Source organism: uncultured Aquimarina sp., from assembly GCF_947492405.1.
GTDB lineage: Bacteria > Bacteroidota > Bacteroidia > Flavobacteriales > Flavobacteriaceae > Aquimarina.
In genome coordinates this window covers 16438-39823 of sequence record NZ_CANLMP010000013.1, presented here as the reverse complement: position 1 = coordinate 39823, position 23386 = coordinate 16438, and the positions used below count along the sequence as shown (strand labels likewise).

The 23386-nt window shown below is 32.4% G+C and carries 22 protein-coding genes; 9 read left to right on the top strand and 13 right to left on the bottom strand.

All coding sequences use genetic code 11. From position 1 onward, the window contains the following. Window positions 1-36 precede the first annotated feature (36 nt). Together Q0829_RS27200 and Q0829_RS27195 are read left to right on the top strand one after the other, a co-directional pair. Window positions 37-522, top strand: a complete 486-nt coding sequence (locus Q0829_RS27200; protein ID WP_298549175.1) for a CAP domain-containing protein — start codon at window positions 37-39, stop codon at window positions 520-522. A 173-nt stretch (window positions 523-695) separates the two neighbouring features. Further along, entirely contained in the window at window positions 696-1463 is a 768-nt protein-coding gene (locus tag Q0829_RS27195; protein WP_298549173.1) for a M48 family metalloprotease, read from the top strand. A gap of 60 nt (window positions 1464-1523) precedes the next feature. On the opposite strand, the gene Q0829_RS27190 is transcribed toward Q0829_RS27195, so the two are convergent. Continuing rightward, window positions 1524-1904, bottom strand: coding sequence for an ankyrin repeat domain-containing protein (locus tag Q0829_RS27190; RefSeq protein ID WP_298549170.1), 381 nt, complete (start codon window positions 1902-1904; stop codon window positions 1524-1526). A gap of 472 nt (window positions 1905-2376) precedes the next feature. On the opposite strand from Q0829_RS27190, the gene gpmI reads away from it, so the two are divergent. The 3 genes from gpmI to Q0829_RS27175 all read left to right on the top strand — a co-directional run bounded on the left by gpmI (window position 2377) and on the right by Q0829_RS27175 (window position 5758). Next, a complete protein-coding gene (gene gpmI, locus Q0829_RS27185) occupies window positions 2377-3894 on the top strand; it encodes a 2,3-bisphosphoglycerate-independent phosphoglycerate mutase (RefSeq protein ID WP_298549167.1) in 1518 nt (505 codons plus the stop codon). Between the two features lie 175 nt (window positions 3895-4069). Then, window positions 4070-4636, top strand: a complete 567-nt coding sequence (locus Q0829_RS27180) for an RNA polymerase sigma factor (protein WP_298549166.1) — start codon at window positions 4070-4072, stop codon at window positions 4634-4636. Window positions 4637-4660: 24 nt separating this feature from the next. Beyond that, window positions 4661-5758 (top strand): FecR family protein, encoded by a 1098-nt coding sequence (locus Q0829_RS27175; protein ID WP_298549165.1) that lies wholly within the window; start codon window positions 4661-4663, stop codon window positions 5756-5758. A 676-nt stretch (window positions 5759-6434) separates the two neighbouring features. Here the strand turns inward: Q0829_RS27175 and Q0829_RS27170 are convergent. Next, window positions 6435-7292 carry a hypothetical protein gene (locus Q0829_RS27170; protein WP_298549162.1) on the bottom strand — a complete coding sequence of 286 codons (858 nt, stop codon included), beginning with the start codon at window positions 7290-7292 and terminating at the stop codon, window positions 6435-6437. Between the two features lie 306 nt (window positions 7293-7598). On the opposite strand from Q0829_RS27170, the gene map reads away from it, so the two are divergent. The 3 genes from map to Q0829_RS27155 all read left to right on the top strand — a co-directional run bounded on the left by map (window position 7599) and on the right by Q0829_RS27155 (window position 9671). Continuing rightward, window positions 7599-8417 (top strand): type I methionyl aminopeptidase, encoded by an 819-nt coding sequence (gene map / locus Q0829_RS27165; RefSeq protein WP_298549160.1) that lies wholly within the window; start codon window positions 7599-7601, stop codon window positions 8415-8417. Window positions 8418-8480: 63 nt separating this feature from the next. Next, a complete protein-coding gene (locus tag Q0829_RS27160; RefSeq protein ID WP_298549158.1) occupies window positions 8481-8852 on the top strand; it encodes a GxxExxY protein in 372 nt (123 codons plus the stop codon). A 51-nt stretch (window positions 8853-8903) separates the two neighbouring features. Next, a complete protein-coding gene (locus tag Q0829_RS27155) occupies window positions 8904-9671 on the top strand; it encodes a class I SAM-dependent methyltransferase (RefSeq protein ID WP_298549156.1) in 768 nt (255 codons plus the stop codon). 27 nt (window positions 9672-9698) lie between these two features. Here Q0829_RS27155 and Q0829_RS27150 read toward each other — a convergent pair whose 3' ends face one another. From Q0829_RS27150 to Q0829_RS27130, 5 genes are all read right to left on the bottom strand, one after another. After that, entirely contained in the window at window positions 9699-10301 is a 603-nt protein-coding gene (locus tag Q0829_RS27150) for a sigma-70 family RNA polymerase sigma factor (protein WP_298549153.1), read from the bottom strand. Window positions 10302-10537: 236 nt separating this feature from the next. Further along, a complete protein-coding gene (locus Q0829_RS27145; RefSeq protein WP_298549150.1) occupies window positions 10538-11533 on the bottom strand; it encodes an FAD:protein FMN transferase in 996 nt (331 codons plus the stop codon). Window positions 11534-11538: 5 nt separating this feature from the next. Then, window positions 11539-11916 carry a Na(+)-translocating NADH-quinone reductase subunit F gene (locus Q0829_RS27140; RefSeq protein ID WP_298549147.1) on the bottom strand — a complete coding sequence of 126 codons (378 nt, stop codon included), beginning with the start codon at window positions 11914-11916 and terminating at the stop codon, window positions 11539-11541. 35 nt (window positions 11917-11951) lie between these two features. After that, window positions 11952-15377: a VIT domain-containing protein gene (locus Q0829_RS27135; protein ID WP_298549144.1), complete on the bottom strand. Its 3426-nt coding sequence runs from the start codon at window positions 15375-15377 to the stop codon at window positions 11952-11954. A gap of 110 nt (window positions 15378-15487) precedes the next feature. Next, entirely contained in the window at window positions 15488-16366 is an 879-nt protein-coding gene (locus tag Q0829_RS27130) for a DUF4846 domain-containing protein (protein WP_298549141.1), read from the bottom strand. 139 nt (window positions 16367-16505) lie between these two features. Here Q0829_RS27130 and Q0829_RS27125 point away from each other — a divergent pair, with 139 nt between their 5' ends. Further along, window positions 16506-17102, top strand: a complete 597-nt coding sequence (locus tag Q0829_RS27125; protein ID WP_298549139.1) for an outer membrane beta-barrel protein — start codon at window positions 16506-16508, stop codon at window positions 17100-17102. Between the two features lie 90 nt (window positions 17103-17192). Here Q0829_RS27125 and nqrF read toward each other — a convergent pair whose 3' ends face one another. Genes nqrF through Q0829_RS27095 form a run of 6 tightly spaced genes read right to left on the bottom strand, consistent with a single transcriptional unit; the run spans window position 17193 to window position 23303 of the window. Next, a complete protein-coding gene (nqrF, locus tag Q0829_RS27120; protein WP_298549136.1) occupies window positions 17193-18500 on the bottom strand; it encodes an NADH:ubiquinone reductase (Na(+)-transporting) subunit F in 1308 nt (435 codons plus the stop codon). A 1-nt stretch (window position 18501) separates the two neighbouring features. Beyond that, window positions 18502-19215, bottom strand: a complete 714-nt coding sequence (nqrE, locus tag Q0829_RS27115) for an NADH:ubiquinone reductase (Na(+)-transporting) subunit E (protein WP_298549134.1) — start codon at window positions 19213-19215, stop codon at window positions 18502-18504. Window positions 19216-19226: 11 nt separating this feature from the next. Then, complete coding sequence (locus tag Q0829_RS27110) at window positions 19227-19925, bottom strand: NADH:ubiquinone reductase (Na(+)-transporting) subunit D (RefSeq protein WP_298549133.1); 699 nt, start codon at window positions 19923-19925, stop codon at window positions 19227-19229. A 3-nt stretch (window positions 19926-19928) separates the two neighbouring features. Next, entirely contained in the window at window positions 19929-20684 is a 756-nt protein-coding gene (locus Q0829_RS27105) for a Na(+)-translocating NADH-quinone reductase subunit C (RefSeq protein ID WP_298549131.1), read from the bottom strand. A gap of 2 nt (window positions 20685-20686) precedes the next feature. Beyond that, the gene (locus tag Q0829_RS27100; protein ID WP_298549129.1) at window positions 20687-21946 is read right to left on the bottom strand and encodes an NADH:ubiquinone reductase (Na(+)-transporting) subunit B; all 1260 of its coding nucleotides are present in this window, start codon (window positions 21944-21946) and stop codon (window positions 20687-20689) included. A gap of 4 nt (window positions 21947-21950) precedes the next feature. Then, complete coding sequence (locus tag Q0829_RS27095) at window positions 21951-23303, bottom strand: Na(+)-translocating NADH-quinone reductase subunit A (RefSeq protein ID WP_298549126.1); 1353 nt, start codon at window positions 23301-23303, stop codon at window positions 21951-21953. Window positions 23304-23386: the final 83 nt, after the last annotated feature.

Genomic DNA, 23386 nt, shown 5'->3' with positions numbered 1-23386 from the left:
ATTTCTTTAAGTTATAATATGAAAGCCCTATATCTTATGAAAAGTATTTTAAGATTTTTATATATAACACTGATGATCATAACAATAGCATCATGTTCTTCTGAAGATGATACTGAGATTACGGATATAGAAACAAGTGAACTTACTAATGAAACTAATATTTCTGACGCTATATTTACACTTGTCAATCAACATCGTCAAGGTTTAGGATTATCTGCCCTATCCAAAAACGGAACTGCAGAGCAATTAGCTATTGATCATACTAAATATATGATTTCGGTAAACCAGATCAGTCATGATAATTTTAATCAAAGAGGGGACGTTTTAAGTGATAAAGAAAATGCAACAGGTACAGCAGAAAATGTAGCACGATTTTATACGGATGCACAAAGTGTTGTAAATGGGTGGCTTAATAGTCCTGGACATAAAGAAAATATAGAAGGTAATTATACGTATACGGGTATTTCTGCAATAAAAGATCAAGACGGCAGATATTATTATACTCAACTTTTTTATCGTTAACCATACATCAACTATGCTAATTAGCACTATATGTGTTCAATAGCCCGAACACAATACCTCTAGTAGTTGCTTACCAAAAATGTTATTTTGCATTTATTGGTAAGCAACTTTTATATTTAGTAACTTTATGTATCTGAAAAAAACGTATTTACATTAACTAAAAATAAAACTCCATGAGACGTGGTGGATTAAAAATAAGAATATTGATAGGACTTGCTATCGTAGCTTTTGCCTTCTTTAAGAAGTGTAACAACAAAACGCTTAATGAGTATACGAATAGAGTCCAAAACATTAATATGACCACTGATCAGGAGATAGCAATCGGACTACAGAGTGAACCAGAGATAACTCGACAACATGGTGGTCTTTATCCAGATCAAAAGTTACAGAATTATGTAGACAACGTAGGAAACAAGCTTATTGCAAATACGATGGCAAGACAATCACCATACCAATATGAATTTCATCTTTTGGCGGATCCTAATACGATAAATGCGTTTGCACTACCAGGAGGTCAAATTTTTATAACCTTTGCTCTTTATTCTAAATTACAGAACGAAGATCAATTAGCTGGTGTATTGGGACATGAAATTGGACATGTATTAGGAAGACATTCTGCAGAACGAATTGCTGAACATGAGTTTTGGAAAACTATTTCTACAGGAGCTTCTGTTGGCGCTGATGCAGGAGGACTTGTAAATGGAATAGGCCAAAATGTACTTTTGGGTAATGGTAGAGATGATGAATTAGAAAGTGACAAATTAGGCGTTTTATTCATGATCAATTCTGGTTATAATCCACAGGAAATGATTGGTGTTATGCAAATTCTGAAAAATGCAGCTGGTCCTAATCGTACTCCAGAATTTCAGAGTACCCATCCAGATCCTGATAATCGTATCGAAAAAATTCAGGAAGCTATAAAAGAATACAACGGACAATAAAAAAACTTCGCTTAGGAATATTCTAAGCGAAGTTTTATTGATTTATTTTTAAAAAAATTTTTAAGACACTTCTTTAAGAATAGCTATCGCATCTTTAGCATTTGATAATTTAGCAAATTTCATTGCAGTGTACCCCTTGCTATCTTTGGTTTTAACCTTTGCTCCTTTTGCTATTAATAATTTAAGGATATCTGCCCTATTATATCGCGCAGCATACATTAAAGGTGTTTTCCCTTCTGATTTTTTGTTTACATCGCTTCCTAACTCTATCATCTTTTTTACAGTATCTAGGTCTCCTTTTACGATTGCCATACAAAAAGCGCTTAATTTATACGTTTTTAGTTCGTAATTATGACTATCAGTAGTCATTGGTTCTTCTGAAGCAAAGCTTACAGATGTGATGAACATAATCATCAATGCGGTTACAATTGTTTTTTTCATGATGTTGTGAATTTATTAAATTATGTTTATTTGATATACTATATGACTTCACGAACCCACATTTTGTTACACTTCAAAATATAAATAACAGAATTTTAACCTGTTTCTAACAAAATATTCTGATAACGTTTTACAAAAATTAACAAACCAAAACTCTATAGTAATTTTTGTAATCAAATGAGTATCTAAAATTAAATTTTACCATTCTATTTTCAGTTACCAAAGAATTAAGTTATCATCATTAAAATATGACTAATCATGAGAATTATTTATTTTAAACCCTGACAATTAGGGGACATTAATAGTTCTTCAAAAAAACATCCAAATAAATAATCCGAACCAACAAAAACTAGAGATGTATACTTACTGACTTTTGGGCGCTTCTATTCTATATCGTAATTTAGCTTCTTGTTATGCTTTTCAACAATCACTAATTATAGATGATCGAAAAACATCAAATTACATAAAGAAAATGAACAAAAAAGTAATCTTAATGATTCTGGATGGATGGGGAACATCTCCAGATCCTAAAGTTTCTGCAATAGATCATGCCGAAACTCCATTTATTGATAGTTTATACACAAAATATCCTAACGCGGCTTTAAGAACTGATGGTCTTCATGTAGGCCTTCCTGATGGACAAATGGGAAATAGCGAGGTAGGTCACATGAATCTGGGAGCAGGAAGAATAGTGTATCAGGATTTAGCCAAAATTAACTTAGCTATAAAAAATGATACCTTAAAAAATGAACAAACACTTACGGATGCACTTAGTTATGCTAAGGAAAACAATAAGAATGTCCATCTTTTAGGATTAGTAAGTGATGGAGGAGTTCATTCTCATATTAATCATATAAAAGGATTATTAGACGTAGCGAATTCTAAGGGATTAGAAAATGTTTTTTTACACGCTTTTACAGATGGTCGTGACGTAGATCCAAAATCAGGAATAAATCATATTACGGCCATTCAGAAACATATGGCTGAATCCACAGGTAAATTAGCCTCTGTAGTGGGACGATATTATGCAATGGATCGTGACAAAAGATGGGAACGTGTACAACTAGCATATGACCTTATCGTTAACGGAACCGGAGAATCCAGCACTAATGCCATCGAGAGTATTCAGAAAAACTATGATAATGACATCACTGATGAATTTATAAAACCAATCGTGATAGAAGAAAATGGATCTCCTGTCGCTACAATCAAAGATGATGATGTAGTAATATTCTTTAATTTCAGAACGGATCGAGGTCGAGAACTTACAGAAATGCTATCCCAATCGGATATGCACGAATACAATACTCATAAATTACCATTGTATTATGTGACTATGACTAATTATGATGAGAATTTTGATGGAATACACGTGATTTATGATAAAGATAATATTACGGAAACTTTAGGAGAAGTGTTATCTAAAGCTGGTAAGAAACAAATTCGAATTGCAGAAACCGAAAAATATCCTCACGTTACCTTCTTCTTTTCTGGTGGACAAGAGGAACCTTTTGAAGGCGAATCCAGAATCCTTAGAAATTCTCCGAAAGTAGCGACTTATGACCTAAAGCCAGAAATGAGTGCCTATGAATTAAGAGATGCTTTGGTTCCTGAATTACAAAAAGGAGAAGCTGATTTTATCTGCCTTAATTTTGCTAATGGTGATATGGTAGGTCATACCGGTGTTATGGAAGCTGCTATCAAAGCATGCGAAGCTGTAGATGAATGCGTAAAGGATGTCGTAACAACTGGACTAGAAAATGGATACAGCACCATATTAATTGCGGATCACGGTAATTGCGAAACAATGATTAATCCCGATGGATCTCCGCACACAGCTCATACAACAAATCCGGTTCCTATTATCTTTATCGATACTGATATGATACAAATAAAAGATGGAGTACTGGGAGACATAGCACCAACAATTCTAGAGCTTATAGGAGTAGATCAACCTGCAGCAATGACCCAAAAGTCACTAATTAAATAAGTTTTAAGTATCTAAAGTTATATAGCAGCCACACTTAATGTGTGGCTGCTTTTTTTATATCAAAATTTCATTTTAGTATATTTAACATTTAATTATACTATTTTATAAATAGTATACGCAGCGGAATCCTACATTCTCAGTTATAATTTATGAGAGTAAGCACTAACCCTTATTCATGAATAAAGAAGAACAAGACAGACTGGTTAAAGCCTGTAAAAAGAATAACCGGGATGCCATGGAAAAAATATATAATGCCTTTATGCCCAGAATGCTTGCGGTAAGTTTTCGCTATTGCAAAAATCAATCTGACGCTGAAGATATAGTGCAAGATGCCTTTATCAAAGTTTTTAAAAATATTAAAAAATATAAGCATAAGGGAACATTAGGAAGTTGGATCGAAAGAATCGTTGTAAATAGTGCAATTGATCATTGGCATAAAATGAAAAAAACTGTTTTAATAGATAATTCAGAATTAATAGAAGAGAATGAAGCTCAAGAATTAGGAGAGATTGAAGAAGATGAATTCTCAAAACAACTTTCGGCAGAAAAGTTAAGAACATTAATCAGTGATTTGCCTGAGCAATATAGATATGTGTTAAACCTGTATGCCATTGAAGGTTATTCGCATAAAGAAATAGGAAAAATATTAAAAATAAAAGAAAGTACTTCTAGATCAAATTACACAAGAGCAAGGAAAAAACTTTTAGAAAATATGAGAGCTATCGGAATTGAAAAATACTAATCGCTATCTCTAAACGAGAACCAAATGAAAGAGGACAAGGACCTTTTAAAAGAATTTTTACAAACAAAATTTAAAGATGATGTTATGGAATCATCTAGGGACAGCTTTGACCTTATTTTTGATGCTGTTCAAGAAAAATCAGATGATAAAAGTTCGTTCTATTGGTATACGGTTGGTGTCATTGTTCTAATGCTTCTTGGTGTTGTTACTTTATACTATTTTAAGAATCATAAAGGATCAAAAACAAACATAGAAGAGACGAGTACCGAAATTCCAATTCAAAAAGAAAATATCAACCTAGTAACTAACACAAATGACACAATATCTTCTACTCCAGAAGAAAGTAATAAAATAATAACAGAATATGCTACCTCAGAAGATGTAAAAGGATCTAAAAAAGATACAATCGCTAAACAAATAGATGTTACAACCTTAGAACCAGAAGATGAGATTATTGAAAAAGGAGTCATAACGGTCACCTATACGGCTTCAGATAAATACGCTTCTACCGAGCACACTAAATACAATAAACTTCCTGATTCCAGTACCATTGTAGTCAGAAAAAATAGCAACGTAAATTTTACCGCTACGAAACAAGGGTATCGTAGAGCGGATATAACTGGTACTGTATTTTTTAATATTAAGAATAATGATTCTAAACCATTTATCATGTTCGGAAAATATTCCAAAATACAAGTTACAGGTAATTCTTTTGCGATACATTCCGATACTAAAGGAGATCTTATGACTCTTATTGATGGAACAGCCAAAGTGGTCCACAATAGTACTAAAGAAGTTAGAACTTTAATTCCTGGAGAAAGCTTTAGCGTTGATCAAAACGGTTTTTCTTTACTAGAAAAATCTCCGAATCGATTTGCGTGGAAAACAAAAAAATTATACTACCAGGATGCTCTTGTTGATGAAATTATTCATGATCTTGGAGAGAATTACGATGCTAAAATTTGGCTGAAAAACGCTAATATTCTTAACTGCAAATATTCTGGGGCTTTTGAAAACGCCAATATTCCTCAAATATTAAAAAAGCTAACAACTGCGTTAAAATTACAATTAACTAAAGAAGAGGATATATTTGTAATTACAGGAAAAGGTTGTAATAAATAATAAAAACACTTTGGATAAAATGAAATTCCGATGAGAATTTTACACCAACATTAAGTGTTTCTGAATATTAGCCATATCAACTCTGGTAATCCTACACTTGAATTAAGTATAATCTGTTGTGCTTTTTGAAGGAAATGTTAAAGAAAAGCGTCAATTCGAGGCTTGAGATAAAATTTTATCTAGCGTAGGACTTTGACGTTACAAAGCGGGGTTTTGAAAATCTTTTTTCACCAGTATAAGATTTGTTTTGCGTTAAAAATTCTTGAAGCCTTGGAAAGGTTTTGGCAAAACAATTACACCTAAATATGTCAAGAATTTTACTTTCAAAAGAAGAAGAAAGTATTTGAATATAAGTACAATAACGAATTGATTCAATCCGCATATACTTTACTATAAAATCAAGAACATTTACTATATATTAATTATTATATATTAAGATGATTGAGTAAGCTTCTTACTATTTCTACAGATTCCTGTTTATACGAGTAAGGATAAGCTTTACTTTTTACATTTCTATTATTCCTTATTTTATCAAGCATAATACTTTTAATTTCAAATTATTATCTAAAAGTGATTTTGAATCTTTATAGAGGAATAATTAAACTCAAAAAAATGCACAAAAAAACCGCCTGTAAGTAGGTGTACAGACGGTTTTCATAGTTAACTAAACTACCTATTATAAATCAAAAACAATAGATTCTCCATTATCACCTGTTAATATAACTTCTTTATCACAAGCTCCATCTCCAAAATCAATATTGAAATTAACACCAAAACTACTTGAGAAATCCAACGATCCTTGAACAGGGTACTTTAAAAAATTATATCTATTAAAACAAGCAACTTTATAAACTAATGGTGCGCCTTCTACAGACTCTGATCTCATAAAGAATGTCTCAGTAATACCTTCTAATGATGAGGATTCCTTTAGTGTAATAACTTCTTCTGCAGTAAATCGGTTCTCAAACTCAAAATTTCTATTAGCAGTATAATGATAAGAGTCTCCGTTAGGTTCAGTAATAACTCCATCTATGATTACATCGAACACCTTTGTCGTTTCTGTACTTAAAGTTTCATTTTGCTCAGCTACTCTATAACCGTCAAACATATAACCATCATTCCCTCTTACGTTTTTGAATATTGTAGAATCTTTCCACTTCTGATTAAATACTCCGGCAACATAATACTCCAACTTACCAGTCCAATCATCAAACTGACATTGCTCTTCAGTATAGTTCAAAATCATTTTACTATAATAATCATATTCCTCAAAACCTAACAAAGGATTTTCGCGGTTAGAAACTAACAGCTCAACAGAAACACAACTTTCCTGAAAACTTTTGGACGAACTTTGAACATCTACAAAGGCTTGTTCCGAAATTAAATCAAAACTATCCATAGCACCATCCAGGCTATTAAACATTTCAAAATTTTCTTTATCACTATTCTGGATTGATATAGTATCATCCATATCTTCTACGCTACAACTTGCTATTAATCCTAAAGTTACTGTACAAATCAATAATTTTCTCATGGTTTACTTTTTTTAAATGAATATTATATTGGGTTTTCTATCTATTAAACCTGAAAAAGTAAAAACGCTGCGTAATTTTTTTATTTTTTTCAAAAAAAATGATAAAAACCTTCAAGGATATAGTTATACTGCATTTTAAAACTATTAGAAAAAATATTTCTCATCGATGTTTAAAAGACATGATTGCTGTTTTAAACATAATAATCCAACTAAATATTTTAAATATTTCATCAATATCGAATTCTCTAAATACAGTTTCACTAATAATATTCTTTGTAAATTTGCCTTCCCATAATTAGGAACATTATGATTATCGTTAAAACACGTGAAGAAATAGAATTAATGCGCGAGAGTGCACTAATTGTCTCTAAGACACTAGGTATGCTTGCTACGGAGGTAAAACCAGGAGTAACTACTTTACAACTAGATAAGTTAGCTGAAGAATTCATAAGAGATCATGGTGCTGTTCCCGGTTTTTTAGGATTATATGATTTCCCAAACACCTTATGTATGAGTCCCAATGAGCAGGTAGTACACGGTATCCCTAATAATACTCCATTAAAAGAAGGAGATATTATTTCTATCGATTGTGGGGCTATTAAAAACGAGTTCTATGGAGATCACGCATATACTTTTCCTGTAGGAGAAGTGTCTCCAGAAGTTGATCGATTATTAAAGATTACTAAAGAATCACTTTATGTAGGTATTGCAGAATTAAAAGTTGGAAAACGAGTAGGTGATGTAGGATATGCTATCCAGAAATTTACAGAAGAAGCTGGATATGGAGTAGTTAGAGAGCTTGTAGGACATGGATTAGGTCGTAAAATGCATGAAGATCCGGAAATGCCTAATTATGGACGACGTGGTAGAGGTAAAAAACTTATTGAAGGAATGGTAGTGGCCATAGAACCTATGACAAATATGGGCACGCAACGTATCAAACAATTGAGAGATGGGTGGACGATTCTTACCGCAGATGGAAAGCCTAGTGCGCATTTTGAACATGATGTCGCTATTATAGATGGTAAACCAGAGATTCTTTCTACGTTTAAATATATCTATCAAGCATTAGGTATCGAATCCGATGAAGAAGATGCTTTTAGACAAGAATTATTAGCTGTGTAGTTACAATACTTTTTTTTATTTCACGAAGTTTCTCAAAGAATTCGCCAAGACTCACAAAGAAAAATGACAGAGGATGAAATATCTAAAATTATTATTGGGTGTGCAATAGAAGTACATAGAAACCTGGGACCAGGTTTACTTGAATCTGCATATCAGGAATGTCTATGCTATGAGCTGAAGAAGAAAGGCTTAAAACTTCACAAAGAAAAACCTTTACCAGTTATATATAAAGATATTAAACTTGACCAAGGATATCGAATTGATATTTTAGTCGAAAATAAAGTAGTAATAGAGTTAAAAACAGTTGAGCACTTTACGGATGTCCATTCTGCTCAAGTTCTTACATATTTAAAATTAGGAGAGTATAAACTTGGTCTTCTTATTAATTTCCATGTAAGTTTGCTTAAAAATGGAATCAAACGTTTTATTATGTAAACTTCGTGAAGCTTTGAGACTTCTTTGTGTCCTTTGTTGTAACCTTTATCCATGAAAAAACTCTTTAAACTTATATTAAACACAATACCTAGACCACTACTAATTCGTTTGAGTTATGTGGCGAGACCACTAATTTCATTTTTCTTAAGAGGAAATAAATATACCGATCCAATCGACGGAAAAAGTTTTTCTAAGTTCTTGCCTTATGGCTATGGCAATCAAAGAGAAAATGTGCTCTCTCCCTCTACCCTTTCTTTAGAAAGACACCGATTACTTTGGTTATATCTACAAAATGAAACAGATTTTTTCAGTGCTAAAGCAAAAGTTCTTCATTTTGCCCCAGAACAGGCTTTTTTTAAAAAATTTAAAAATTTAAAAAATTTAGACTATACAACTACGGATCTTAACTCTCCACTGGCAGATGTAAAAGCTGACATATGTAATCTCCCATTTGCAACAAACGAATATGATATTATATTTTGTAATCACGTTTTAGAACACATCCCTGACGACACTAAAGCAATGCAGGAGCTATTAAGAGTTCTGAAACCTGGTGGAATGGCAATTTTACAGATTCCACAAGAACTCAGTCGAGCAACTACTTTTGAAGATAATAGTATCACAGACCCTAAAGAACGTGCTAAAATTTTTGGACAATATGATCATGTAAGAGTTTATGGTAAAGATTATTTCGATAAACTACGATCGATAGGTTTTCAAGTAAACGAAGTTGATTATACTAATGACCTTTCTAAAGAAGAAGTGATTAAATATTGCCTTGCTGCTGGAGAAATACTTCCGGTATGTTATAAGCCATAAATACAACTTCTTATAATCTATTAATTGTCAAGAAACTTCTTTACTTATAACCTCAGGCTTTGATATAAACATCAATTCTGAGAACAATGAATCGTTTTCGATCATTTTTAGTAATTGCTTTTTACTCTCAAACTTCTTTTTCCTAACATATCCCTCAGAATGACCAGTTATCAAACCTATTTCCCTCATACTTTTCCCTTCTAAAAACAAGCTTAATATTTGTTTACATTTACAATTAAGGTTTACAAAGTGCTTTCTAAACAATTTCTCTCTTTCGCTTTGTTCTATCTCATTTATAATATTCGTACTATCCTCCAACTTTAAATCATCAACATTATTACCACACGATATCCTACTCTTTTTTCTTAATCTGGTTCTCCATATATTTTTACAAACCCCATAAAAATATGTATGTATTGAACAATTTATAACCAGAGAATCGGATTTTAGTTTTTGATATAATATAATAAGCGCATCCTGAAATATATCTTCAGAATCTCTTTCAGTACCAGAATTCTTAATTATAAAACTATTAATTACAGTAAAATTCCTGGTATAAAAATCTTTTAACACCTTTTCATTTCCTTTCAATATACCATTAAAAATTTTGATCTCATCATTGTAGCCCATATTGATGAATTAAGTTTTAGTTAGTTGTTTTAGCCTATTATGTCAGCATCAATTTTTGTTCCATTGTTACATTGATAACACAACGTGATTAAGAATAATCTCAAAAAACAAATTCAGTAATGATGTATCTGATATTTATATTGCTAAAATAAAACTAGCTATTAACCCGAAGATTTAATAGTGTAAATGAGGGAACATAATGTTTGGAAGAGCCAAAGGGATTTTACAAAGAGTAATTAGCTTTCAGGAAAGCCATTTAGAGAAAGTGTTTTTAATTCCTTTTTCTCATCTTCATAAATAAAATAAACTTTCAATTCCGGATGATTATTTAGAAAATGTTTGGATTTTTCTAGTCCCATAGACATCAAAGCAGTAGCGTATGCATCTGCTTCCATACACGTTTTAGCTAAAATCGAAACACTCAAGAGGTTGGATTTATGAGGATACCCTGTTTTAGTATCGATAATGTGCGCGTATCTATTTCCTTGCTCATCCAACTTAAATTTACGATAACTCCCGGAGGTAGCCATTGCTTCATTTTGTAAAGAAAGTACTTTACTATAGGATTGTGTTTGATCAAAATTAGGATCTTCCACGCCAATCTTCCAAGGTTTTTGCTTTATAAGATTGCTTCCTTTTCCTCTGATCTCTCCTCCTATTTCTACCAAGTAATTTTCAAAATTTTTAGTCTCCAAAAACTCAGCAAATACATCTACGGCATATCCTTTTGCCAAAGCATTAAAATCAATAAATGTATTCTTATATTTTTTTACGATTTTATTATTTCTTAACTCCACTTTATCTAAACCAACAGAAAGTAATAAACTATCAATTTTAAGACTGTCTAACGCTATGATTTTACCTTCTGGGCCAAAATCCCATGCATTCACTAAAACGCCAACTGTAGGATCAAAAACTCCTTCTGTTTCTTTGTAGATTCTTTTTGAAGTATTGAACACATTTCTAAAATGCGTATCCACCAAAACGATAGTATCCCCTCTATTAATTTTAGATATATCAGAATCATTTTGATATGTTGACATTGAAGTATTTATAACCGCTATAATACTATCATATGATTCAGTGAGATCAATCTCTTTTTCATCTATAAACTGAACAGAAAAAGTAGTTCCAAACGCATTACCATTTGTATAATTTAGATACTGTTTGTGTGTTTTGTTACAAGAAAACAAACATATCATTAGAGAACAAACAAGAAACTTATGAACCATATTGCTTAATTAAGATGCGTTTCGATCATTTGTAATCCTGCATATTCCAAAACATATTCTTCATTTAAAAAAACGGGCTTATTTGGATTCGTAGAATTCTGTAATCCCACACCTGCATAAAATACTTTAGCTTCATGTTCTAAGGCATGTTTTTTAAACGCTTCCATCCAAACCATATCGTAATTATGTGGATTATCCGGATACGCAATCGCTTTTACAATCACAAAATAACGTTGATTTGATGTATCAATACAGACAAACTGTGGATTTTTACCAAGTTTGCTATTAATAGCAATAAACTCAAACCCTTTTTTCTCTAATTCTTCACCAACAATGTTCATTGCCAGGTTATGTAATTCTTGTTTAGTTAGTATCCTTGTCATAGCGAGACAAAGATACTACTATTAAACAATTTCTTTTAAAACTTTAAGCTTCCAACTTCTATTTCTTCTTCCTGTTTATCTAATCTAACAATGCCTATCTTTCTTGACTCATTCTTCCTACTATAATTAGTAAACAATGTAACTTTAAGAATAGTTGGGCCGGATATTTTCTGAATATTATCAGCAAAATAATCAATCATTACTTTATAGTTACCTTTAATAGCATCTTTAAGCATAAACTCTTCAGGACCATAGCCTTCCGTTATATCATCAGATAACCTACCTCCTATTTCTGTTTCTGAATTACTGTAATATCCTTTTTCACCATTTGGATCTATTACCCATAAGTCTATATCTGTATCATTATGATTCCAATCGATTACTACTCGAACATCCACCGGAATTTCTTTAAATTTATTTTTTACAGATTTGGGTAATCTTAGCTTCTTTTTATACTTATAGATCAATCTATTAAGTTCTACATATGCTAATTGTTCAATTCCTAAAAATCGCTCATCCTCATCTTTCTCTAACAAATCTCCATTGTATATTTTATATAGTAAATCAAAACTTTTTTGAACTTTGCCTACGCTTTCATAGGCCAAAGCTAAATCTCTATAAGATTGTGGTTCTTCGGCCCTTAATTCCAATACTTTTTCATACACCAAAACAGCCATTTGGTATTTACCAAAATATTCTAGCTTATATGCCAACGCTTTCATTAACTCGTGATTATCCAAATCTACTTCCATTAGATTTGTTAATATTTTGATTGCGATCGAAGGCTTATTTTTTTTATCAAAAAAATCTGCAACATCAAGATAAAAAGAAGGAGTATTAGCATATTGGTTTCTAATTTCTAAATATTTTGAGTACGCAGATTTAATTGTCTTTTCTTTTGCTAGAGTTTTTAAATAAGCAGTATCAGGATTCCAGGATTTTAATTCTATTTTATTCGAAATTTTTTGATTCAATTCTTCTATTTTTTCTGAATTCTTCTCTTTACCTTCTTTAGTTGTAATAACTATTATACCGTTATGTCCTCTAGCACCATACAATGCAGCTCCGCTCGCTTCTTTTAAGATTTGCATGGATTCAATTTCATCAGGTAATAATTTATTTGTTGGATTTCCCTGCACTGGAACACCATCCACTATGTACAATGGCTGAGAATTATTAGCAAGAGAAGCTGCACTTCTTACCTCAACCGAAGAATTCGCTCCCACTTGACCTTTCTCTACAGAAACTCCAGCAATAGCTTCAGAAAATGATTCAGTTATTACCGTTGTAACTGATGCTGTCATTGATTTTCGCTTTTGAGTACTATATCCCGTAACTACAACTTCTTCCAAAAGTGCTGCATCTTCTACTAACTTAATTTGTATAGTATTTGCATTTCCAACAGTAATGTTTTTAGATGCAAAACCTATATATGAGATCTCTAGCTCTTGTTGAATTTCTGCATTAATACGAAAATTACCATCAAAATCCGTTTGAGTACCATTTGTAGTTCCTTTTACGATAATATTTACACCGGGTAGTGGTAGACCTTTATCATCTGTAATTACTCCAGATACAATTCTTTTTGTTGTATCTATTGGATTTACTCTGGTTTCAACAGATGATCTAACAATTTCAGAATGCTGTTCTGAAGACAAATTTGTATTCGTATTTTGAGAAGAGGAACTATTGTTTTCGCTACTGGAATTAACTTGATTTCTTTGTTTTATTACTTTTTCAGGAAACTTTGCAGTGTACCAGGTTAGTAAATCTTTATAACCTTTAAACAAATCTGCTCGTCTCTCTTCTATTTCTTCTCTTCTAAAAAGTTCTTCTTCCTCAATATTAGCAATTCGCTCTTTATAAGCTGTTTTTAATTCTTTTGGTGGTTCTATACGGTATTTAACATAATCTTCTATTCTATCTAAAATTAACATAGAAGTGTATTCTGTAATTAATTTATATTGTTTTGCTAGGGAGATAATCTTTTTTTTATTTGTCTTTTTATCTTTATTTAAAGAAATAAGTTTTTGCTTCGCCCATAGTCTTTTTATCGTTTTATCTTCTGCTTCTGTAGTAATAAGGATTTCAATTTCTTCTGTCACCTTATTCCTGTATCCAAAAAGTAATTTGATAGCAGTATTTTCCTTAAACTTTCCTGATAAAGAAAAATCGGATAAAACATTGGTGTTTTGATCCGGATATACTTCTTCTACGTCATTGTTTTTAGCTATTCCCAAAAACTGATACGTTTCTTGTTTTAATATTTCTAGTGCATTTTTTGCTAAGAATCGAGTAAGATTTATATAATTCCCTCCAGAAGTTGTGGCGATACTATTCATATATTCATGATTTCCCGAAACAGAAGAATTAATGGTATATATACTTTTGTTAATTTTCTTAGTAAAACTACCCAGATTGATTAACCCATCTGTAAAGAGCAAAATCTCGTCAGATTTTATTTTCATATCATCTAAGAAACATAAAGAGGTACCTCCGTCATAGGCTATCTTTTCAATTTGTTCTTTTAAAATTGACCAATCACCATTAACAACTTTATATTCTTCGTTACTATTTATTTCATTACTGAAAGATATAAATTGAACTTTGACATTTTTTAAATAGGCGAAATATGAGTCTAATAACTCTAATTCTTTTTTAACTTTTCTATGATTATTAGAAAAAGACGAGTCCCATAAAATTGTAATACTTTTTGGTTTTCTTTTTAGTCTTGAATTAGGTGTTAACTGTTTATTTATATAGAAGAAATTATCATAGGTAATTACCTGACTAGAATCTAAGTTTTTTGGTATATCAACAATAATTGAAGAAGAGGCTGCATAATTTTTTTCACTTACTAATGTCTGATATTTATTATCTCTTTGAAGAAAAACCAAATCATCACTCCTTACCGAGGGCATTTTATTTCCATACACTTCTATATTAAGTAAAAACTCATCAAGGTTTTCAGTAAAACCAAGAGGTAATTCATAAACCATTGAATTATTATTGTCAAATAATTCTTGCTCATAAGTAATTATGATATTTTTATATCCTCTTGGTAAAATTGGATAGATTCTAGCCTTGTAATTATTTCCTTGAGCTTTTTCTAAAAGACCAGGATCTATATTTTGCCTAACTGTACTCTCATAAGCCACTCGTGCCAGTTCTTTTTCTACAATAACTGCTTCTCTCATTTCTCTATTAACATCCATTGCAAACCCTGAAACAGCTTGTCCTTGACCCAAAGGAAACAATAATTCTCCTTCTAATGTACGATCAAGACCATTATAGAATTTCATATCATACGTAGTGATAGCAAAGTTCCCTACAATTTTCACATCTACTTTCAACACTGAAAGTCTCAATTGAGTAGAATCATTTAACTGAACAACAGGAACTTCTTGACAGTATAAACTTGTAAATGAAACAAAGAATATAAATAATATTGATTTCTTCATGGTTAGTGTATTTTTCAATTTGAAGTAAAACTCTACATTATTAACCATTGACAAAACCGAAAATGAGTAAACATACTCTTTGATTGAGTAAACGTTTCTTTATTCTAATATTACTTAAACCTAATAAATAATGCTTCCTCAAAATAATAACTAGGCGTATACACTGAAGTATTTTCTTTAAAACGATACCAAGGAGAGATACTGGTATCTTCAAAATTTTTAAGCAAACAAACATTCTGTGCAGGTGTATTTCCCTGTGCAAGCAAGAACATTTTATCTCCTTGGTCATTTACAATCTCATCTACTATGATTTCGATATGCCCTGGAGATCCAGGTTTGACTAACATATCACCAATGGTCAAATCTTTTACTTTTACTTTAGGAAGTTCTGTATGCAATGATAAAGTACCTGCATAGGTATAAATCAAGTTCAGATATTTATAGAAATTGCTTTTAGAAGCATTCGGTGAAGCTGTTTTATGAAAAGTCACTTTGTTACCTTTTATTTTAGGACGATATCCTTCTGCATACTTTTTCCAGGAACAATAATGTCCTGAGGTAAAATTAAAACCTATTTTATCTTTTCTATTTTGATCCCATAAATATTCTGCTCTCATTCTCATTAAAGCATCCGCACATTGTTGCAATCCATTAGCAGGAACAGGAATTTCTAAAATGGCATCATGCCAATGCTGTGCGAAGTATCTGGTATTATCATAATTAATAATCGGTGATCCATGCTTTTTCAATTGATAATGACGAAGATATTCCTGAAAAGAACCTTCTGGATATACTGTTCTCCTATATCCTTCAGGGAGTGTAACTCTGGTACTAATAGCATCTCCTGACTCATTAATATAATCAGGAGCCGAAACGATATTTTTCATAGCTCCTTTTACATGATTTGTTAACTGTTTTCCTTTAGAAGTTACTTTAAAAATTACAATTAAAACTATTATTCCGCCTATTATCATTAGGTATTTCTTCATTCTATTTTGTATCAACAATTCATTAAACAATACGCCCAAGAGTATTACTAAAGGAGTATAACATTAAATTAAATACAATTATTACGTGTATCCATTTCTTTATTCGTCTTAAGGTAAATAATACAAAACAAAAAGTAATATGAAAACAATTAAGTATGCACTCATTGCCTTGTTTATATCTTCTATGGCATATTCTCAAGAAGAAAAAAAGAGTTATGGTTTTAATAAAGGAGATATATTTATCTCAACAGCTTTAAACTATGGAGGTTTTGACTCTATTGATGCGTTCTATATTCGACCATCAGCAGGTTACTTCTTGACCTCTAATATTTCTTTAGGATTACAATCAGAATTTCTAGTAAGTGAATCTAGCAACTTTTCTTCAATCAATAGTTTTGGAATAGGAATAAACGGTAGATATTATTTTATGCCAAAAAAAAGGTTTAATGTATTCGCCGAACTGGCTCTTGATAAAACTACAGAGAAAAGAACATCCACTTTTCTCAACCGTAATACTGAATCAGAAGTCCATCAATTAAGTGCTACCATATCTACAGGGATCAACTTCTTTATTACCAAGAAATTTTCAGTATTTGCAAAAGCTGATTTATGGAAATTCTCCAGAACCATATTCAAAAGTCAAACATCAGAAGATTTTTTCCAAATTGAAAATAAAAGGACTGATTATCGATCTGGAATTCAAGATTTAAGTATAGGGCTCCAATTCAAATTCTAACTGATATAGATAATGACACCATAAAAGAGGCTGCCTAAATACTTTTTAGACAGCCTCTTTTTTATAATTATTTAGAAAGATCGGATATATTTACCCTCCGAAGTCATCGAATCTGATATGCTCATCAGGAATACCAAAATCTTCTCCCATTTTCTGAACTGCTTTGTTCATCAATGGTGGTCCACAGAAATACAATTCTATATCTTCTGGGGATTCGTGATGATTCAGATAATTATCAATTACACAGTTATGAATAAATCCAACGAATCCATCACCTTCTGCATCTATATCACTTTTAACTTTCCAGTTATCTTCTTCTAATGGCTCAGAAAGTGCCAGATAGAATTTGAAATTAGGGAAGTTCTTCTCTAAATCATAGAAATGCTCTAAGTAAAATAATTCTCTTTTAGAACGTCCTCCATACCAATAGGTAACTTTACGTCCAGTTTGTAATGTTCTGAATAGGTGATACAAATGAGAACGCATTGGCGCCATTCCGGCTCCACCACCAACATATAACATCTCTGCTTCTGATTCATTGATAAAGAACTCTCCATAAGGTCCAGAAATAGTTACTTTATCACCAGGCTTCTGCGCAAAAATATAAGAAGATGCAACCCCAGGATTAACATCCATCCATCCATTCTTACTTCTATCCCAAGGTGGTGTAGCAATACGCACATTAAGCATAATCTCTCTACCTTCTGCAGGATAAGAAGCCATAGAATATGCACGCTCTACGGTTTCATTATTTTTCATCACTAATGGCCATAAGCCAAACTTATCCCATTCTGCCTGGAATTTATCTGGAGTCTCATGCTCTTCTGGATGTGCTGTAATATCAATATCAGCATATTTGATCTCACATTGTGGGATCTCAATCTGAATATATCCTCCAGCTTTGTACCCCATATCTTCAGGGATTTCTACTACAAACTCCTTGATAAAAGATGCTACATTGTAATTACGAACAACGGTAGCTTCCCATTTCTTGATTCCGAATACTTCTTCTGGAATCTCAATATTCATATCTTGTTTTACTTTCACTTGGCAAGCCAAACGAGCTCCGTGTTGTAAGTCCTTACGAGAAAAGTGTGGTGTTTCTGTTGGCAATGCTTCTCCTCCACCTTCTAATACGTGACATTCACACTGAATACAAGTTCCACCACCACCACAAGCCGATGGTAAAAATATTTTTTCACTACCTAATGTAGATAATAAAGTACCTCCTGAAGCTACTTCTATCTCTTTTTCACCATTAATAGTAATCTTAACCGGTCCTGATGGTAATAATTTGTCTTTTGCAAATAATAAAATTCCTACTAAAACCAATGTAAGCACCAAAAATGAAATAATGGTGATAGCGATTGTTCCAACTGTTGACGCTAAAAATATCATATTATTTAAGTATTGAAACGTTAGTGTTTTCTGCTACTTCTTTAGCAGTTTTTTCTTTTACCTGAACAGTTTCCTGTTTCTTGGTCTCTTCTTCTTCTCCTCCAGTTAGCATTCCTCCAAAACTCATAAAGCCTATCGCCATAAGTCCTGTGAGGATAAATGTTATTCCTAATCCTCTTAATGGAGCAGGCACGTTAGAGTATCTGATCTTTTCTCTAATCGCCGCAATAGCAAGAATAGCTAAGAACCATCCGATTCCTGACCCTATACCATATACACCAGCGTGAGTAATAGTAGCAAATTCCTTTTGTTGCATAAACAGTGATCCACCAAGGATTGCACAGTTTACTGCTATAAGCGGTAAGAAAATACCTAAAGAGTTATATAATGATGGCGAAAATTTCTCGACTATAATTTCTACTAACTGTACCATCGTTGCAATGGTAGCAATAAACAGAATAAAGGTTAAGAAACTTAAATCATAGTCTGAATATTCTGGTCCTAACCAAACTAAAGCACCTTCTCTAAGGATATACTTATCCAATAAAAAGTTTAAAGGTACCGTAATTGCCAAAACGAATATAACTGCTGCTCCAAGACCTACTGCAGTAGATACTTTTTTAGAAACCGCAAGGTATGAGCACATTCCTAAAAAGAATGCGAATACCATATTATCTATAAAGATCGATTTTAAAAATAATTCTAAATAGTCCATGTTTCTTTATTTTAATGATCTTCAATTAATGCTTTATTTCTACTTCTCTGAATCCAGATAATAATTCCTACAGTAATCAATGCCATTGGCGCTAATACCATAAAACCATTATTCTCATATCCATATGCATATAATCCAGTTTTTTCAATTGGATCTCCTAATACTTTTGCTCCGAATAAAGTACCAGATCCTAGTAATTCTCTAAAAAACGCTACAATAATTAGCAGCACTCCATATCCAGCAGCATTACCAATACCGTCTAGAAAAGATTTCCAAGGTCCGTTACCCAAAGCAAAGGCCTCAAAACGCCCCATAATAATACAGTTGGTAATAATCAAACCAATAAATACTGAAAGCTCTTTACTTAATGTATACGCAAATGCTTTTAATACCTGATCCACAACAATTACCAAAGCAGCTACTACCACTAACTGAACAATAATTCTAATTTTGGATGGTATGATATTTCTCATTAACGAGATGACTACATTACCAATACCTAGAACAAAAATTACTGAGATTGCCATTACAATTGATGGCTTTAACTGTGCCGTAATTGCCAATGCAGAACAAATACCTAATACTTGTATTGTAATTGGGTTATTATCCGCTAATGGATCTGTTAATAATTTCTTGTTTTTCTTCGAAAACAAAGGCTCTTTAGGCTCTTTTACTTTAGCTACAACTTTTTCTTCTGTTACTTCAGCCATTTGTTATTTTTTTAAAGTTTCGAAATAAGGTTGATACATTCTAATTCCTTTCTTCACCATTGCAGTTACTCCATCTCCAGTAATTGTTGCACCAGCCATAGCATCTACTGCATTATCATCTTTTCTGACATTCTTAGGATCTCCATTACCTTTCTTCACGGTAATACCTTTATAGTTTCCAGAAGCATCTAATATATGCTCTCCTATAAAATCATCTCTAAAATAAGCTTCTTTAATATTAGCCCCTAATCCAGGAGTTTCTCCTTTATGATCAAAAAATGCACCTTTCACAGTTTTGAATTCCTTATCTAAAGAAACATATCCCCAGATTGCATCCCAAAGACCATTTCCTCTCATAGGTACTACATAAAATTCTTCTCCATCTTTCTTACCAATAAACAAAGGCATTTTACGCTCATAGTTCGGATCCTGCTTTAGCTTATCATTTTCTTTCTTAACTTCTATATTAAAAGCATCAGTTGTTTTTTGAGCAGAATTTCCTGTGATAATATACTGTTCATCACCAACATATTGATCAAACAATTCCTGTGCTTTTTCTGCAGGCACAAATTCGTTAGGATCTTCTGTATCCGCAATACCCATTGCGAATAAAATATTCTGTTGCTTTTCTGTTATTTTATTGGCAGTAATGTTTGGTTTTAACACCGAAGATATACCTGCTAACACTGTTCCAACCACCAACACCATTACGACGGCAAAGATGATTGTATATGAATTTTTATCTGTATTAATCGCCATAACTAAGCAGTTTTTAATTTTAGACGTTTCATTCTTTTCTTAACATTTCCTTGAACCACATAGTGATCGATCGTAGGAGCGAATACATTCATCAACAAAATTGCTAAGAATACACCTTCAGGATATGCCGGATTAAATACTCTAATTAATATAGAGATAAATCCTATCAAGAATCCATAGATCCACTTTCCTTTATTAGTTTGAGATGCTGTTACCGGATCGGTAGCCATAAATACAATACCAAATGCTATTCCTCCCACAATTAAATGTTTCCAGAATTCTAAACTCATTAATCCATAAAACTTACTGGATTCTGTTATCCATCCTGCATTAGTAACTCCATTAAATATCAATCCCATTACTAATGTTCCTAATACCGCACTTACCATAATTCTCCAGCTTCCGATTTTCGTAAAAATCAAGAAAACAGCTCCTAATAATATTAATAAGGCTGATGTTTCTCCAACAGAACCAGGTATGAATCCGTAAAAAGCCTCAGCTACCGAATATGTAACTTCTTTCCCATGTGAAGCAGTTTCGGCTAATATATTTTTACCCTGTGCTAATCCTCCTAAGATAGTCTCTCCAGATATAGCATCTAATTGTGCGCCTCCAGCAATCTCATTGGCTCTTTCTACTGCTCCATGAACCCATACTTTATCTCCAGACATCCAAGTTGGATACGCAAAAAATAAAAATGCTCTAATCGTTAGTGCAGGATTCAGAATATTCATTCCTGTTCCTCCAAAAACTTCTTTACCAATTACCACTCCGAAAATAACTGCTACTGATAACATCCATAAAGGAGTGTCTACAGGAACAATTAACGGAACTAACATTCCGGTAACCAAATATCCTTCTTCTACTTCGTGTCCTTTAATTACTGCAAACAAAAATTCTACAGCTAATCCAACTCCATAAGAGACAACAACTAGCGGTAAAACTTTCCATAATCCGATAACCAAATTATCTAACGACCAAAATGCAGCACTAAAAAAACCATTAGCCGCAGCTTCTATTTCCCCTAAAGCTAAATGATGCTGATAACCTGCATTGAACATACCAAAAATTAAACATGGTACTAATGACATAATCACAGTGTTCATGGTACGCTTCAAATCATCTGCTGCACGAACATGAGATCCTGAATGTGTAATCTCATTTGGCAGATATAAAAAAGTATGGAGTGCATTAAATGCTGGCGCCATCTTTTTGTCCTTATACTTAAGTTTTAAGTTATGTAATTTACTTTTTAAACCCATGACTTTATCCTATTTCTTTTAACATTAAATCTAGTCCTTCTCTAATGATCTGCTGATGTGGTTGTTTAGAAACACATATAAACTCAGTCAGCGCAAAATCTTCAGGAGCTACTTCATACATCCCTAATTGTTCCATAGCATCAAGATCATTAACCGCACAAGCTTTTAAGATCTGTAATGGATAAATATCTAAAGGAAAAACAGTTTCATAATTACCTGTAACTACAAATGCTCTATGTTCACCATTTGTATTGGTATTCAAATCATATTTTTTATTTGGAAACAACCAAGAAAAAGTTAATGCCCTAGATGGCGATATCTTATTGAAGATTGGCTTATTCCAACCAAATAATTCATAATCGTCCCCTTCAGGAATTACGGTAATCATATCGTGATAAAATCCTAAATTCCCATCAGGTTTTACATTATCTCCAGTTAGCACATTTCCGCTTATTACTCTTATATTATTATCTTTTACACCAGAATCATATATAACCGAAGAAACCTCAGCACCTATTCTAGTTTTAAAATATTTTGGACTTTTAACAGAAGAACCAGCTAACGCTATGATTCGTTCAGAGTTAAACTTACCTGTTAATAACAACTCTCCTATAATAACCAGATCTTGTGGGTTTACGATCCAAACAACTTCTCCTTTATTAATAGGATCGAGTTTAGCAATTTGTACTCCTACATTTCCTGCGGGATGAGGCCCACTTACATTATGTAAAGTTATATTGTCCAATCCAGAAAAAGGAGAATTTCCTTTTTTACCTGCGGATACGTGAACATCTCCTTCTGTTAATTTGCTTAATGCGGTAACAGCAGCTTGAAGTTCGTTTTCTTTACCATTTAGCACATACTCTAAATCAGCGGCTAAAGGTGCAGTGGCGTAAGCAGATATAAAAATTGCTTTTGGGGCAACATCAGGATTAGCGATAACATCATACGGACGTTGTTTAATAAAAGGCCAACAACCAGAAGATAACAAGTGAGACTTTATATCTTCTCCACTCATTGCTTTTACATCCTTTGTTCCAAAGTCTGCAAATTGCTGTTCTTTATCTGCTAAAATTTTAAATGATAGTATTTTTCGTTTAGCACCGCGAATAATTTCCACAACTTCACCACTTACTGGTGAAGGAAAAAGCATTTTTTCATTAGTTTTAGAGTGGAATAGTGGTTCGCCGGCTTTAACTTCTGTACCCTGTTTGGCAATAACTTTCGGTACGATACCATGAAAATCGTCAGGCTTAATTGCGTAAACATTACTTTTGGTAGCTTCTGCAGTAATTTTTTCTGCTTCGCCAACCAGCTTAATGTCTAAACCTTTTCTGATACGAATGTCTTTTGACATATTTGTAGTCTATGTTAATTAACTAAAAAAATCGTGCAAATTTACTAATTAAAACACGTAAGTGAAAGCTGCTTCTGTTATAA